General features: G+C 47.7%; 18 protein-coding genes and 3 tRNA genes. 7 read left to right on the plus strand and 14 right to left on the minus strand.

What is annotated here, in order from left to right; translation table 11 throughout:
* Positions 1-184 precede the first annotated feature (184 nt).
* From DFR60_RS29280 to DFR60_RS29295, 4 genes are all read left to right on the plus strand, one after another.
* Positions 185-257: transfer RNA gene (locus DFR60_RS29280), tRNA-Thr, on the plus strand.
* A 207-nt stretch (positions 258-464) separates the two neighbouring features.
* Positions 465-608 (plus strand): hypothetical protein, encoded by a 144-nt coding sequence (locus DFR60_RS30615; protein WP_167437764.1) that lies wholly within the window; start codon positions 465-467, stop codon positions 606-608.
* A 1,136-nt stretch (positions 609-1,744) separates the two neighbouring features.
* Positions 1,745-2,236: a zinc ribbon domain-containing protein gene (locus DFR60_RS29290; RefSeq protein WP_110326718.1), complete on the plus strand. Its 492-nt coding sequence runs from the start codon at positions 1,745-1,747 to the stop codon at positions 2,234-2,236.
* A gap of 13 nt (positions 2,237-2,249) precedes the next feature.
* Positions 2,250-3,233, plus strand: coding sequence for an Rv1352/Rv1906c domain-containing protein (locus DFR60_RS29295; RefSeq protein ID WP_110326720.1), 984 nt, complete (start codon positions 2,250-2,252; stop codon positions 3,231-3,233).
* Between the two features lie 69 nt (positions 3,234-3,302).
* On the opposite strand, the gene DFR60_RS29300 is transcribed toward DFR60_RS29295, so the two are convergent.
* Positions 3,303-3,650, minus strand: coding sequence for a hypothetical protein (locus DFR60_RS29300; protein ID WP_110326722.1), 348 nt, complete (start codon positions 3,648-3,650; stop codon positions 3,303-3,305).
* Between the two features lie 148 nt (positions 3,651-3,798).
* Between DFR60_RS29300 and DFR60_RS29305 the strand changes: the two genes are divergently transcribed.
* Positions 3,799-4,071 (plus strand): helix-turn-helix domain-containing protein, encoded by a 273-nt coding sequence (locus DFR60_RS29305; RefSeq protein ID WP_110326724.1) that lies wholly within the window; start codon positions 3,799-3,801, stop codon positions 4,069-4,071.
* Positions 4,072-4,123: 52 nt separating this feature from the next.
* Here the strand turns inward: DFR60_RS29305 and DFR60_RS29310 are convergent, their stop codons facing one another.
* From DFR60_RS29310 to DFR60_RS29370, 13 genes are all read right to left on the minus strand, one after another.
* The gene (locus tag DFR60_RS29310; protein WP_110326726.1) at positions 4,124-5,089 is read right to left on the minus strand and encodes an L-lactate dehydrogenase; all 966 of its coding nucleotides are present in this window, start codon (positions 5,087-5,089) and stop codon (positions 4,124-4,126) included.
* A gap of 68 nt (positions 5,090-5,157) precedes the next feature.
* Positions 5,158-6,225, minus strand: coding sequence for a type IV pilus twitching motility protein PilT (locus DFR60_RS29315; protein ID WP_002603282.1), 1,068 nt, complete (start codon positions 6,223-6,225; stop codon positions 5,158-5,160).
* A gap of 48 nt (positions 6,226-6,273) precedes the next feature.
* The gene (locus tag DFR60_RS29320; RefSeq protein WP_110326728.1) at positions 6,274-6,753 is read right to left on the minus strand and encodes a short-chain dehydrogenase; all 480 of its coding nucleotides are present in this window, start codon (positions 6,751-6,753) and stop codon (positions 6,274-6,276) included.
* 13 nt (positions 6,754-6,766) lie between these two features.
* On the minus strand, positions 6,767-7,270 hold the full coding sequence (locus DFR60_RS29325; RefSeq protein WP_110326730.1) for a hypothetical protein: 504 nt from the start codon (positions 7,268-7,270) through the stop codon (positions 6,767-6,769).
* A 4-nt stretch (positions 7,271-7,274) separates the two neighbouring features.
* On the minus strand, positions 7,275-7,754 hold the full coding sequence (locus DFR60_RS29330; RefSeq protein ID WP_002603279.1) for a DUF4860 domain-containing protein: 480 nt from the start codon (positions 7,752-7,754) through the stop codon (positions 7,275-7,277).
* A gap of 18 nt (positions 7,755-7,772) precedes the next feature.
* On the minus strand, positions 7,773-8,093 hold the full coding sequence (locus DFR60_RS29335) for a hypothetical protein (RefSeq protein WP_002603278.1): 321 nt from the start codon (positions 8,091-8,093) through the stop codon (positions 7,773-7,775).
* Between the two features lie 11 nt (positions 8,094-8,104).
* Positions 8,105-9,157: a type II secretion system F family protein gene (locus DFR60_RS29340; RefSeq protein WP_110326732.1), complete on the minus strand. Its 1,053-nt coding sequence runs from the start codon at positions 9,155-9,157 to the stop codon at positions 8,105-8,107.
* A gap of 29 nt (positions 9,158-9,186) precedes the next feature.
* Positions 9,187-10,197: a transglutaminase-like domain-containing protein gene (locus DFR60_RS29345; RefSeq protein WP_243005217.1), complete on the minus strand. Its 1,011-nt coding sequence runs from the start codon at positions 10,195-10,197 to the stop codon at positions 9,187-9,189.
* 50 nt (positions 10,198-10,247) lie between these two features.
* Complete coding sequence (rlmB, locus tag DFR60_RS29350; RefSeq protein ID WP_110326734.1) at positions 10,248-10,985, minus strand: 23S rRNA (guanosine(2251)-2'-O)-methyltransferase RlmB; 738 nt, start codon at positions 10,983-10,985, stop codon at positions 10,248-10,250.
* Positions 10,982-11,434 (minus strand): Mini-ribonuclease 3, encoded by a 453-nt coding sequence (locus DFR60_RS29355; RefSeq protein ID WP_110326736.1) that lies wholly within the window; start codon positions 11,432-11,434, stop codon positions 10,982-10,984. Before DFR60_RS29355 ends, rlmB begins: the two co-directional genes overlap by 4 nt.
* A complete protein-coding gene (cysS, locus tag DFR60_RS29360) occupies positions 11,419-12,822 on the minus strand; it encodes a cysteine--tRNA ligase (protein ID WP_110326738.1) in 1,404 nt (467 codons plus the stop codon). The genes DFR60_RS29355 and cysS overlap by 16 nt, the downstream gene beginning before the upstream one ends.
* 17 nt (positions 12,823-12,839) lie before the next feature.
* On the minus strand, positions 12,840-13,385 hold the full coding sequence (ispF, locus tag DFR60_RS29365) for a 2-C-methyl-D-erythritol 2,4-cyclodiphosphate synthase (protein ID WP_110326790.1): 546 nt from the start codon (positions 13,383-13,385) through the stop codon (positions 12,840-12,842).
* Positions 13,386-13,456: 71 nt separating this feature from the next.
* Complete coding sequence (locus DFR60_RS29370) at positions 13,457-14,383, minus strand: diacylglycerol/lipid kinase family protein (RefSeq protein WP_110326740.1); 927 nt, start codon at positions 14,381-14,383, stop codon at positions 13,457-13,459.
* 167 nt (positions 14,384-14,550) lie between these two features.
* Here DFR60_RS29370 and DFR60_RS29375 point away from each other — a divergent pair.
* Both DFR60_RS29375 and DFR60_RS29380 read left to right on the plus strand, forming a co-directional pair.
* Positions 14,551-14,623 (plus strand) — tRNA-Val (locus DFR60_RS29375).
* A gap of 39 nt (positions 14,624-14,662) precedes the next feature.
* Positions 14,663-14,736, plus strand: a tRNA-Met gene (locus tag DFR60_RS29380).
* Positions 14,737-15,357 lie beyond the last annotated feature (621 nt).

The following is a 15,357-nucleotide window of genomic DNA, read 5'->3' on the forward strand; positions in this document are numbered from 1 at the left end:
TCTTATAGTCATGAGGGATAAGTATACCACATCATGCATTAGGCTGGGACATAATTACGTGTGGTATATAAGGACATTATCATAAATCAGTCATATAGTTAAAAAATTTTATAATTTTCCTGTTGACAAATATAAATTCTCATGCTACTATATATGAGGTTCGCTTGACGAGCTAAAACACAACGCTGATGTGGCACAGGTGGTAGCGCACCTCATTGGTAGTGAGGAGGTCACGGGTCCGAGTCCCGTCATCAGCTGGTTAAAACCCTTGATTATTCAAGGGTTTTTTTCTATTTATCTTTTCTTTCCAACTGCCGGACATGGCACTGCACTCCTCTTTTTAAGTAAAGTAAATAAGCGTTTCTTTTAGCAGGCAGCGAATTGAGACTGCCTTTTTTTCTCCAACAGCTCCGCCTTATTATATAGTTAGCTTAGGGTGGGGCGTACTTTAAGGAGGATTTTATATGCAGAAGATTAACGATGATGCGAAGAGAGAACAAAAGGTATTAAACCTTGTGGAAATGCTGTGCCGCCTGGCCAGCCTTGAGGGATATACTATTACGAAGCTTTCACTTAAAGAGAATGTGACCGGCAACACAATAAAATAAAACAAGCTAAGATATGATGGTTAAAATAATATAATTTATGCGCTCCATCTCTCTCTATTCATCGTTCTCCCCATTTCTCACTAAAATTTCCGAGAGAGAGATTCATTCTTCATTGCAGCATACCATTCACTAAATGCATACCAGCTCTTGCATAGGCGCCATGCACTGCTGAATTAGCTATTCACCGTACGAGAAATAATATCCGAAACAGATCATTCAGGTTTAAAACGGACAGATCATACCTTTTCAAAATTATAAGGCGGCCTGTACAGACCGCCTCTATCATTTTTATCCATATGTTTCTATTATTCTCTTCTTTACTCATTTCTTTAAGCAATTCTTAAAGTAATTCTTAAAGTACTTCTTAAAGTATTCCTTCAAGCATTTCTATAAGCATTTATTTTAATATCCCTTAAAATATTTCATAATTCCATCACAGGAAAATGACTAAATCTTTTTAAAACAGTCCTGAATATCAAAACCTGCGCTTTTCAAAAACTATTTTTTATACTCTTCGTACCCTTCATATCCACATTCATTTTCTTTACGTCCACATTTTTTACAGCCGTCATGGAAGCCGCTCCAGTAAAATTCTCTTAATACTTTTTCGAACCATTCACAGTTTTTGCCCTGATCCTGCTCGTGTTCATGTTCGCATTCACATTCATATTCGCGCCTTGGCTCATATTCACACTCCGGTTTGCACTCATGTCTGGGCTTGCACTCGCACTCGCGTTTTGGTTCGCATTCACGCCTGCACTCACATTCCCGTCTTGGCTCACATTCATGTCTGCATTCGCATTCACGCTTAGGCTCACATTTTTCATAACATCTGCATCTACATCTGCATTTAAAAGTTTCACAACTCATAATCATTTATCTCCTTTAATATTGCACTACACAATATTATATGGGACAAGTAAGAATAGTGTGAATCGATGGATTTATGTGCTGCTGCCGCGGCTGATCATAAGCCATCATGTACCTTACAGCACTGTCCTATTCCCAGTATATTCCAGCCGTATTACACTAAAAACGTTGTATAGTTATTATAAATAAATATTCTGTATATTCCGTACACAAGAATTAAAACAGCCACTGGCGTTTTAATAAAAAAACAAAAGGGGGGATTTTTTATGATTTGTCCACATTGTAATGCCGCCATCTCCGATGACAGTGCCTTCTGTTCTGCCTGTGGAAAACGTCTCGAACCAACGGAGGAGCAGGTGCTGCCTGCGGATTCAGTTATTTGTCCAGGCTGCGGTTCCGTCAATTCCAGCGGCGCCAACTTCTGTACCAATTGCCGTGCACCGCTGTCCGAAACCGCACTGGAACAGGTAAAGACCCAGAATGACTTACAGTTGCAGCAGGCTCAGGTAAAGATGCAGGCCATGGCCCTGCAGGCTCAGCAGGAACAGTTAAAAATCCAGCAGCAGCAATACGATTCCATGGCGAAATGCCCCAGATGCGGCTCCACTTCGCTGTCAGGCAATAAGAAAGGCTTCGGTATCGGAAAAGCGGTTGTGGGCGCTGCGCTTGTCGGGCCGCTGGGTTTGGTAGCCGGTAATCTGGGTGCAAAAAAAGTTCAGGTCACATGCTTAAACTGTGGCAAAAAATTCAAAATGTAGGGAGGGCATAAAAATGTTTTGTCGAAAATGCGGGACAGAATTTGATGGAAAATTCTGTCCGAACTGTGGGGAACCGGCCGAAACAATACCGGAAACACCGGCTCACCAGACAAGTATTAACGGAGTACCGGTGGACAATTCCCCCGTCTCCGTGCCGGTAAAAGAACCATTCTATTCCAAAACCTGGTTTATTGTACTGATGCTGCTGTTCTGCTGTTTCCCAATCGGCCTTTTTCTGATGTGGAAATACAAAAAATTAAATAAGCCGGCCAGAATCATTATTACTCTTTTCTATGTAATCGTTTTTATTTTCGGACTCTCCAATGCCGGTTCGCAGACTTCACACCCCGTACCGCCGGGCGCGGAAATATCCATGAGTAAACCAGCCGGTACAAAGGAAAAGAACACAGTCCTTGCGGAAAACGGAGAAAACGCCAATACCCTGGATGAAACCGGTCCCGAAGAGGCCAGCGCCGAAGTGACTGCGTCCGCAGATACCACGTCTGCCGAAACCTCTGAACCGGCGAAAACCAGGTATAAAGCCAGCACCTACAAAGTAGGAAGCGACATTCCCGCAGGGGAGTACGTCGTGTACTGTGACTCCTTCATGGGTTACATAGAGACCGCAAAGGACAGCAGCGGAACCCTTGACTCCATCATTGCCAACGAGAATATTTCCACCAATTCCATCGTCACCATCTCCGATGGACAGTATTTTAAGATGACCGGGTGCTATGCCGTTCCGATCGACGAGGCAGGCAGTCCGGATACCAGCAGCGACGGTATGTTTAAGGTCGGCGTGCATATTCCGGCAGGCGAATATAAAATTGAGGTAGATGAGGATTCCGTTATCGGATTTGGCTATGTCGAGATATCTAAGGACAGTTACCACGTACTGGACTCGATTATCTCAAATGATAATTTTGAAGGTTCGAAGTATATCACCGTAAGCGACGGGCAGTACTTAAAGCTCACTGGATGCAGAATTGTTCCATAACGTCTCCATAACAAACACAGAGTGCCGGAAAAGGACAATTTCCGGCACTCTTCCTTTCTTCGCCTGCGATCATTTTATCAGCACAATGCCGGCATCTTCTTCCCTGCTGCCATCCTCACCCTCATAAATCATAATTATACTGCATTTCCCCTTCTCCACATCGCTTTTCTTTCCGTAAAGCATCAGAATCACCCGGTTGGAAGGAACATCGTAATTCAGTTTCCTGTGCAGTCTTAAGATATTTTCTCCTGATATGTAAAGCGCTGGTCCGACAGTGTGGCTGACTGCCAGAATCGTCGTCTCCCTGCTGCCGGGAGAGCTGAAACTGTACTGGGCTAATATCTCATAATGTGGTATCATTCTGTATAGTGTCACCATCAGAATAACCGCGGCTGCAAAACAGGAAAATCTCTTCATTCGGTTCTTCCTTTCTTTTTTATATCTTCTTATACCTGTATTTTAATACATCTGTATAAATATATCTATTAAAATATATCTATTTAGATACATCTTATCTTCTTAGATATATTTACATATAATATCACTATACGGAAGGAGGCATTTTATGGGGCATATTAATATCAAGCTGGCTGATTTAATCTTTGAAAAAGGCAAAAGCAAAAACAAAGTCTGTTATCACTGCGAAGTCCAGCGGACTCAGCTGAACAATTACTGCAACAACAAGGTCTCCCGCGTCGACCTGGCCCTGATGGCAAGAGTCTGCGAGTATCTGGACTGTGATATCAGTGCAATTCTGGAGTATGTGAGCGATGAGGAAGATTTAAACGCCAAAGAGACCAAAGAATCCGAGGCCGCGGAAGAAGAGAAAAAGGACTAGCCGCTCAAACGGACGGCTGGTCCTTCTATTTCTTTTTCCGTTTTACCTTTATTTATTCTTTTTCCAGTTCATCGAAGCTGGCCCGGAGCGTGTCACAGGACTCGCCCAGACGCTTCTTTTCCTCTTCGTTCAAATCCAGTGGAAGTACCCGGAAAATGCCGTTTTTGTTGATAATACAGGGAACGCCGGCATATACGTCGTTCTGCCCATACTCTCCGCGCAGCATGGCGGATACAGTCAAAACACTGTTTTCATCTCCCAGAATCGCTCTCGTGATCCTGGACAGCGCCATACCGATTCCATAGTATGTGGCGCTCTTCGCCTCAATAATCTGGTATGCAGCCCCGCGCACGTCCTCCTCGATCCGTTTTAACTCGTCCCCGCAGATGACCTCCATCCCGCCTTCCCCCTGTTCATCACAAAGGGAAAGGATTGGTTTCGTGGCGATCATCGCCTGACTCCACGGAACAAATTCGCTGTCTCCGTGCTCTCCCATCACATAGGCGTGGACATTACGCGGATCCACGGAAAGGGATTCTCCCAGAAGATAACGCAGCCTGGCGGTATCCAAAGCGGTTCCGCTGCCCAGTACTCTCCGCGGATTGAAGCCGGAAAGCGAGTACGTGATCCGGGTCATGATATCCACCGGATTTGTTGCCACTAAGAATATTCCGTTAAAACCCGACTCCGTAATCGGGTCTACAATCGATTTAAATACCGCTGCATTCCGTTTTAGCAGGTTTAGCCTGCTCTCCCCCGGCTTCTGGGCCACACCGGCGCAGATAACGGCGATATCCGCGTCTGATGTATCCTTATATTCCCCGGCGTAAATCTTCATGTTGGACGCAGAAAAGGCAAGTCCATGGTTTAAATCCATCGCCTCGCCTTCTGCCCTTTTTCTGTTGATGTCAATCAGAACCAGTTCATTACAGATATTCTGATTCAGCATGGAATATGCATAGCTCATCCCCACCATGCCGGTGCCGATGAGCGCCACTTTTCTCTTATCCGTTCTCATAATCAGTTCACTCTCCTGTCTTGTCTTACGGATAGTATAACTGGTTATGGGAAAAATATGCTTTATCCTTAACCCTGACGCTCGATTTTTTTCGCCATCAGTTCACCATTGCTGCTGTAGATCACAGCGCTTTCTTTTGTAATCATCCCCTTCTTATAGAGGTTTAAAAGGCTGGTGTCCATGGATACCATTCCTTCCGACTGTCCCGTGGCGATCACACTGTCGATCTGGTGCGTCTTGGACTCGCGGATCATGTTCCGGATTGCATTGTTGAAAAACATAATCTCAAAGGCCGGATAAACGCCGCCATCCACCGTGGGAATCAGCTGCTGGGACACAACCGCCTGCATAACCATGGAGATCTGCATCCGGATCTGCTGCTGCTGATTCGGGGGGAAATTATCGATGATACGGTCTATGGTATTGGCCGCCCCGACCGTATGAAGCGTAGAGATAACGAGATGGCCCGTCTCAGCCGCCGTCATGGCGATCTGGATTGTCTCATAATCACGCATCTCACCTACCAGAATGACATCCGGCGCCTGACGAAGGGCTGCCCGGAGTCCGGAGACGTAGCTGTCCGTGTCCGTCACGATCTCTCTCTGGGTTACCACGCTCTTCTTATGACGGTGCAGATACTCGATCGGGTCCTCCAGCGTAATGACGTGGGCGTTTCTCGTATGATTGATCTTGTCAATGATACACGCCAGTGTCGTGCTCTTACCGCTGCCGGCCGGTCCCGTGACCAGAACGAAGCCCTTGGTCAGCTGGGCGATATCGATGATATTCTGTGGTATGTGAAGCGTCTCATAATCGGGCAGATCGAACGTAACCACCCGGATAACGGCGGCTAACGATCCCCTCTGCCGGAACACACTGGAGCGGAATCTCGACACACCGGGAAGGGCGAAGGAGAAATCGTCGTCTCCATGCTCTCTCACCTTCTCCATACTGCGGTTCCCCGCCAGTTCATAAAGTTCTGTTATCAGCGTCTCCATCTGAGCAGGAAACAGCTTCTCCTCGTTCTGGCAGACAATTCTGCTGCCCAGCTTATAAGAGAACGGCATGCCGGGTACCAGAAAGATATCCGACGCATTCTGTTCCACAGCCGAACTCAACAAATCAATTACCTTCATACCTGCAAATCTCCCTGTCTTTCTTTCCCGCCAGAATCCGCAAACGGACTATTTCTGTTCTGTATCAACCGTTCCGCCCCATACCGGCATGGAATCATCTATTTCGTAATCTTCCGTCTGTATCACGTTCCATTTCGCCACACGAACCGAGCCTTCCCCGTCCAAATCCGGTTCCAGCTCAATATGAAGCGCCTGCGCACGTTCCATGGCCACTTCCGTCACCGCCGCGCCGTCTCTGTAGTATTCTCCCAGCGCCTTCTCAAGCAGTGCAAGGCGCTCTTCATGCCCTGCAGCATTGGCACAGGCTGTCTTCACTTCCTCTGCCACCATACGGTAGAATGCCTCGCCTTCCGTATCGGCCCTGTAATACTCCGTAACCGCGTCCGCATTTCTGTTTGCAAGGCTTAAATCACTCTTTGCGGAGGTCAGGGACAGCATACCAAATGTGACGAGACACATGACGATAAAAATGAGTATCAGAGAAGAACTTCCAATATTCGCCTTAAATCCGCTCTCCTGCTTAGCCATCTGTTTCCTCCTGTCACCCCTGCTCTCTCTCGTGGCGGCTTGCAGAGAGCGTGTAGACGCTGTTTTTCTCACGGCTGACGGTTATCTCCGCCGAGCTCTCCGCTTCGTCCACCGAAAGCACTGCTGTGTAGATCTTCCCACTCACGCTTCCGTCTCCGCCGCCCTCTGGAATGTCTTCCGCAAGGTTTCCATTTTTATCAAATTCCATCACGTACCGGTTCCCGGAGGCTTCATCACCATCTGTTTTGAAGGCGTCATCGCCGTCTGCTCCAGAGGCATCTTCCTGTGTAGAGACACTGGCGCCGAAACGCTGTTTCAGTCCCTCCGGTCCCTCCAGCTTCCATACCTCGGCCACGCTCTGGGCAATCAGTACCGACTGGTTCAAATCTGCGGCGTCCCGGCTCATCCGGTCCCCTTTCACGAAGACCAGGATGCAGACGCTGGAGCAGAGAATAAAGAAGAAGACCACCATGATCATCTCCATCATAAATATACCCGAATGCTGTTTCCTGCTCATCCTTTCATCCTCCGCTTCTTAAAGACAGCCAGATCCGGCCGCCTCCATCGCCACTGGTTGAGACGGAAAGCAGTTCCCCGTCCATGGACATGGCCACTTCGTCACACTCCAGAATCTCATAGCCGTCATTTACGCCCAGACCGCTCTCCGTATCGGTGAACAGTTCCCAAAGCTTTCCATCCCTATAGTAGATATAAGTCACGTATTCAGAACCGTTTATCTCCTGCTTCAACTGAAGGACTGTGATTCCATCCATCTCGGTCAGTCCCACCATTCCGTCCTCGTCGCCCTGCCTTACCTTGTTGGCAATATAGCTCAGAGCCACATCGCCGCGGTAGGTCGACTCCGTCCTGGCATTGATATTCTCGTAGACCTTTCCTCCGATCAAAACCGCAAACAGCGCACAGAGCACAAATACGAGGAACAGAAGCATGGTAAACAACGTATTCACCAGCTGTCCCTTATGATCATTTCTGCGGCCCATCCGCGCACCTCCCAGCTATTATTCGTGAAGATTGACCGTAATATCCGGCATGAAGTTGGACGCGAATCCGCTGTAAAACACATCATACTTATCCCGGTCAATCAAAATCCCGTAATTTTCCTCCAGATAATCCACACTGGGCGGATATCTGCCTTCAATGGCGTAGCACTGCACGGAAGCTCTCCGTATGGCATCCCGCAGCGTATCCGCACCTCTCGCATCGGCCTTCTTTGAAAAGGACATGATTCCCGTTACAAAAAGCGCCAGCACGCACAGAAATACCAGTACGGACAGGACGTAGCCATAAATTTCCTTCCCTGTCTGTTTCCATCTTTTCATCGGCTCACCTCTTATCCAATGGCTGAAAGCACACCGACTAACGGCAGCATGACAGAGAGAAGAATCAGACCGACAGCCACAGCGAGAACGGCTACCATCGTCGGTTCAAGCCGATTCACCATGTTGTCCAGCGCCGTATCTGCTTCCTCTTCGCAGCTTCTGGATATCTCCTCCATCACCTCATCCAGGCGGCCGCTTCTGACGCCCACCTTGATCATCTGAACATGGAATCCGCCAAAGAGACCGGTGTTCTTCATGGCGCTGTAATAATCGGTTCCTGTCTCCAATTCCTCGCCGCAGGCCTTGATCTTTTCCTCTACCGCAGGATTTTCCACCAGCTCAGCTGCCAGCTCCATGCCCTTTTCCAGCTCCAGACCGCTGTGAAGCGTCAGCGCCAGTACAGAAGTAAATCTGCGATTCGCCACCGCCAGCGCGATCCGGCTCTTTCGCTTAAACCGGTCCATCATACGTTCGGCCGCCTGTATCTTTTTGCCGCCTCTTCCCATGAGCCAGATAACGAAAGCCGCCGCGGCCAGAAGAACCCCTGCAATAAGAGCCACTCCGCTGAATATGCCCCCCAGTCTCGTCGCCGCCATGGATACAGGGCTGAGACGCGCTCCCAGCTGCTCATAAACACTTTCAAAAATAGGCATTACCTTCGTAAACAGAACGAACAGGACAACCAAAAGCATAAAAATCATGATGACCGGATACGTCACCGCGTTTTTGATGCTTTTCATCAGAATGTATTCTTTTTCATAGTACTCTGAAAGAGACGCCATCATCTGATCCAGGGTTCCTGTTTCCTCGCCCAGCTTCGCCATCCGGATCACGTAGGACGGATAACTTCCCACCTGCTCCAGAACGACAGAAAACGGGCTTCCCAGCTCCACTTCCTCAGACATATGTAACAGAATCTTTTTCTCCTCTTCATCTGCCGCATCCTCCGCCATAACAGACAATCCCTCGTCAAGAGGGATTGCCGCGCGAAGCAGAAGAGATATCTGAAGACAGAAAGCCGAAAGCTCCCGGGCGGAATAATGTTTTTTCAATTCCTTCGCCATGTATCGCTTCTCCTTTATGATATGAAATTTTAATAAGAGTATTTTGCTTTATAATTCGAGCTGTTCTTGATATACTCTTCAATCGCCGGATCTCCCTTGCCGGAGGAGGCGAATGTCGGGTCCATCAGTTTCCAGTCTTGGCCGTCAAAGTAGATGATATTGTCCACCCAGCCCTGGCCCTCGATATAAACATTAATCCATGCGTGATACAGACTGCCCGTATATCCCACCACCAGCTTGGTCGGAATATTCTGGGAACGCAGCATCGCCGTCATAACCGCGGCGTAATCAAAGCAAATTCCCTTTTTCTGAGACAGGATAGAATCGCAGTTCGGAAGATATCCGGACTGAACGGAGTTGGCTTTTGCCGTATCATATGTAATGTTGGTGACCACATAATTGTAAACGGACGAGACAACCTCCAGCGCATCCGCAGAAGACGCGGCCACCTCTGCGCCCTTCTTTACTACGCTGCTGTCCGCAGTAAAATTCACATACTGATTTGGATATAAGAACGGTGCAAACTGGTCCGCAAGAGATACGGACAGATCCTGGCTGAACTTCACCGCATACTGGTTGCCCTGTACCTGTTCCAGCACTCTCACCGTATAGCTGCCGTTGCCTTCCGACATCGGGAATACCTCATAGGCAGATCTGGCGTTTAAATCATACGTATACGTCTCTCCGCCGCTCTTGATCACCTGAACCTTAATCTTGGAAGAGCCTCCCGTATACTGCACCATCACATAGCCCTGGGACAGATTGGACGCATCCAGTGTCACAGAGTTATTGCTGTAAGTCGTCGTACCGGAAGCCTGCGGTGTTCTCACGTTGCTCCCCGCGGGCTTTGAATACAGCGGAACCGCTTCCTCTTCGACAGTCACGACAGCCAGGCTCTCCGGTTCTTCTGCCAGCGCAGCCGTACTCTCTGCGGCAATCGTCTGCGATTCAGCCACAGATGCCTTCTGGCTCTGGCAGCCGCTCACCGACACCATAAGCGCCGTGCAGGCGGTCAGAACCACAATTCTATTCTTCTTCATCTTTCCTCATCTCCATCTCACATAGAAACAGGCCCTGGTGCCGGGCGGCACTAGCCCAGACGCTGTCTGACGATCTCGTAAGCGAGCACACCCGCGGCCACGGAAGCGTTCAGCGAGTCGATATCGCCCTTCATGGGAATCGATGCAACCATGTCGCATTTTTCCCTGACGAGTCTTCCCACGCCGTCTCCTTCGCCGCCGATCACCAGACCGACAGGCCCTTTTAAATTCAGCCGGTACATCAGTTCGCCGTTCATATCCGCACAGACGAACCAAAGTCCCTTTTCCTTCAATTCTTCAATCGTAGCCGCCAGGTTTGTCACCTTCGCCACCGGCGTATAGTTGAGGGCTCCCGCCGAGGTCTTTGCCACTACCGCCGTAAGGCCGGAAGCGCGCCTTTTCGGAATAATCACTCCATGGGCTCCCGCTAAGTTGGCCGTACGGATGATCGCGCCCAGATTATGGGGATCCTCAATTCCATCCAGCAGGAAAATAAACGGTGGTTCCCCTTTTTCCTCAGCCGCCTTCAAGATATCTTCTACTTCAGCATATTCATAAGCCGCAGCATGTGCGATCACTCCCTGGTGATGGCCTTCCTCCGACATCTGATTCAAACGTTCCCTGGAAACGAAATTCACGATCGTATCCTGCTTCTTTGCCTCTCTTATAATGGACTGGATAGGACCGTCCTTTACGCCATCCTGCACATAAAGCTTATCGATGGTCTTTCCCGCGCGGTATGCCTCCAGCACGGCGTTTCTTCCTTCTATTGTAAATTCTTCCGTCATTCCAGTTCTCCTATTTTCTCAAATCCATGGCTGATCAGTGTGACCAGCCGATCCAGACGGCCTGTCAGATAGAGGTAGCCGCAAAGCGCCTCAAAGCCCGTAGCCGTTCTGTAGTCCACCACGGTCGCATGCTTCGCCGTCGTCACCGACTTGGCGTTGCGTCCGCGTTTGTAGACCGCCGTCTCCTCTTCGGTAAGCTCTTCCAAAATGAGCCGTATCATCTCTGCCTGAGTGCCTGCATTGACCAGCGACGCACTCTTCTTATGCATCTTATTCACCTGTATGCTGCCATGATTGATCACCATGGTGCGGACAATCAGTTCATAGACGGCATCTCCGATATAGGCCAGCGCCAGCGGAGAATACGTCCTCGGATCCATCTCCTTCAGCCTCAGTGCCTCATTGCAAAAGGTCTGGAATCCTACCTCTTCTCTTACGCCCTCTTCCATTTTACACCTTCTCTGGTGTCTTCCAGAACGATTCCCTTTAAAAGAAGCTGTCCGCGAATCTCATCGGCCAGCGCGAAATTCTTATCCTTTCTCGCCTGCTGTCTCGCTGCGATCATCTCTTCGATCTCAGAATCCAGTATCTCTTCCTTTTTCTCGGTGACAATGCCCAGCACGTCGCACAGCTTTTCGATGGTCTCTTTCAAATATACTACGTAAGCCCTGGAACTGTCTGGCCCTGCTGTGGAATTGCTCAGCTTGACGAGTTCAAAGACAGCAGAAATACCATCTGCGGTGTTAAAATCGTCATCCATGGCTGCCTCATACTTTGCAACCAGCTCGTCAACAGCTTCCCTGCTCTCGCCTTCTTTAAACGAATCGCCTGCCGCGCTGCTCTCCAGATCCTTAAGCTTTTGAACCGCAGTCAGAATTCGCTCTAATCCATTCTTGGAAGACTCCATCAGCTCCGCGCTGAAATTCAGCGGGCTTCTGTAGTGAGCGCTCAGCATAAAGAAACGAAGCACCGATAAATCATACTTCTCGCTGATCTCCCTGACAGTAAAGAAATTGCCCAGGGATTTCGACATCTTCCTGTTATCAATATTTAAAAATGCATTGTGCATCCAGTATTTTGCAAACTCTTTGCCGTTAGCCGACTCGCTCTGAGCAATCTCATTCTCATGATGCGGGAAGACAAGGTCCTCTCCGCCCGCATGGATATCGATCTGGTCGCCCAAATACTTCTTAGACATGACGGAACACTCGATATGCCAGCCAGGACGTCCCTCACACCATGGAGACTCCCAGTAAGGTTCCCCTTCTTTTTTGGGCTTCCAGAGAACAAAATCCGTCGGATCCTCCTTGCCTTCCTCTCCCGTCACCTTGATCTCACGGAAGCCGGACTGCAGATCCTCGATATTCTTATGGGACAGCTTTCCATAGCCGTCAAATGATTTTGTACGGAAATAAACGGTTCCGTCGGCCGCCACGTAAGCATGGCCGCTCTCGATCAGATTGCCGATCATATCCAGCATCCCGCAGATTTCCTCTGTAGCGAGCGGATTCTTCGTGGCCGGCTTCACGTTCAGCCCTTCCATGTCCTTCTTGCATTCTTCGATATAACGCTTGGAAATGGTATCGGCATCCACACCCTCTTCAATGGCCTTCTTAATGATCTTATCGTCCACATCGGTAAAGTTGGAAACAAAATTCACCTCGTAGCCCTTGTATTCAAAATACCGTCTGACCGTGTCAAACACGATCATCGGCCTTGCATTTCCTATATGAATGAAGTTGTATACCGTCGGTCCGCAGACATACATCTTGACCTTTCCCGGTTCCAGCGGCACAAATTCTTCCTTCTGTCTCGTCAATGTATTAAAAATTTTCATAGTTCCCTCCTGTTTGATTATTTCCCGCAGCAGCCACCACTACAGCCCTGACAGCCGCTGTCCATGATTTTATCATCATAACAGTAATCCCCCACTGTCGTCAATAAGGTAATTGCCTGTGCTGAAATTCCATCCCCGCTGCCCGTAAAGCCCAGACCTTCCTCGGTCGTTGCCTTTACGCTGACACGGTCTGCAGGTATTCCAAGGGCGGCAGCGATATTCTCCGCCATCTGCGGTCTGTAATCCTTAAGTTTGGGCCTTTGAGCGATGATTGTCGCATCGATGTTCTCAATCACGTACCCCTTCTCTTCCAGAAGCGTTCCGACGCGCTTTAAAAGTTCCACGCTGGATATTCCCTTATAAGCCGGATCCGTATCCGGAAAATGTTCCCCGATATCCCCCAGCGCCGCCGCGCCGAGCAGGGCGTCCATCACCGCGTGAACTAACACGTCCGCGTCAGAATGGCCTAAAAGTCCTTTTTCATAGGGAACCTTTACTCCTCCGAGAATCAAATCCCTTCCGTCCGTCAATTTGTGTACATCGTATCCCTGTCCGATTCTCATATGATGTCTTATATCCTTTCTGAAATCTCTATCATTTAACTGAAATACAATTCTGACTGCATTTCTTATTATTAAACAATCATGCGGACCGCCTTTTTGATACATCGCAGCTGTATGTCATTCTGACAGAAACAGCTCTCTCCATCCACATGAACCGCCATCGGCTTATCCACATGAACCATGGCCTCCCCGCATGTATAAAACCGGGTTCCCTTATTATGGGACTGCCTTCCAAACATGGAGTTTAAAAGCACCGGTATTAGTTTTCTCTTTTTTCTGTTATTCATTACACAAATGGAAAGTTTTCCATCGTCATAGCTGGCATCCGGCGCAAATTTGAAACCGCCGCCTTCATATGGGTGAATATGTGCGGAAATAAAATAGGCATGATTAAACTCCACCTTCTGAACTCCATCCAACAGCAAATAACCCTTCGCAGGCTTTGCAAGAAGGAGCTGTTTGATACCGATCAAAAGATAGGTAAGCTTTCCTATATGAAGCTTATTTAAAAATCCCTTTGTCCTGGAATAAAGAATGTTATGGCAAACCGCCGCATCCATGCCAATTCCTGCGCTGACTATAAATCTTCTGCAGGAAATCTCATCTCCGCCATATGTAAGCACTCCGTAATCCAACTGCTTATGGTACTTTGGAGACAGAATCTTCTTCAGACAGCGTCCCGGTTTTCTCGGCAATTTCAAGCTTCTTGCTAAATCATTGCCTGAACCGGCAGGAATATAACCTAAGGTAACAGGGCTGCAGAAAGAAAGACCATCCAAAATCTCGTTGACAGTGCCATCCCCGCCGACTGCAACGATCACGTGCGGTTCCCTGCACCCTTCTGTCAGCTTTCTGGCAAAAACCTTCGCATCTCCCGGCTTCTCAGTTATATACGCCTGATACTGGGCGTTCTCACGCTCCAGCATCCTTTCCAGTTTTTTCCATACGTTCTTCCCCCGCCCGCACCGCGCGTTTGGGTTTATGATAAAATAGTACATGGAATCCCTCCACCATTTGCTAATCTTAAGTATATCATAAATCATATAAAATGAATAATAAAATTTTCTTAAAAATATTTCCAAAAAAGTGTTGACAATTTACACAATTCATATTATACTAGCAAAGCAGTCGGGAACACAGAAACAAAAAGTTCCGAGACAAGCATGGGATCTTAGCTCAGCTGGGAGAGCATCTGCCTTACAAGCAGAGGGTCACAGGTTCGAGCCCTGTAGGTCCCACTGATAAATAAACTACTTATTTATCAAACAATTTCATATGGCGGAATAGCTCAGTTGGCTAGAGCACACGGTTCATACCCGTGGTGTCGAGAGTTCAAATCTCCCTTCCGCTACTCTTTCGAGCCCTGAAAGCCTTGATTTTACTAGGTTTTTGGGGCTTTCGTTCTAAATGTTTTGATAACACTTTTAAATAATCATTTTTTTAAGATGTTTTTTCATCTTCATGTTCTGCTTGTACCCGTATAGTATTAATGTTCACCCCACTATCAAACAAAGAAGATATATAGGTTTTTCTAATTTTATGATTGCTCTTATTAATCCCCCCGCATAACTGCATAGAGATTCAAGATATTTAGTAAAAGTTCGGCTTGTACCTCTTGTTTTTAATCGGCTTGCTATAAAGATGAACCCATTATCATAATATTCATACTTCAGATCAGTTTTTTTATTTCCTGGAGTAACATTTTTGCTATCCTGTTTAAATAAACATTTCAATAACCAGCTTCGGACTTTACATATGGAACAACTTTATAACCATCAGGAATCACCTCACCATTTTCACTTACATTATAAGATGTTGTTTCCATTCTACTAATCGTAATATAATTACCATTGATATCTTCCCATTTAAGAGCTACTAACTCACCAATTCTAAGTCCTAGTTGGAAATTTAGCAAAACAAGCAACGGTGTTACGCACCATGGTCGGCAGTTAAATTTCTCTCTAGCAGCTAC

This window comes from Hungatella effluvii (genome assembly GCF_003201875.1).
Taxonomy (GTDB): Bacteria; Bacillota; Clostridia; order Lachnospirales; family Lachnospiraceae; genus Hungatella; species Hungatella effluvii.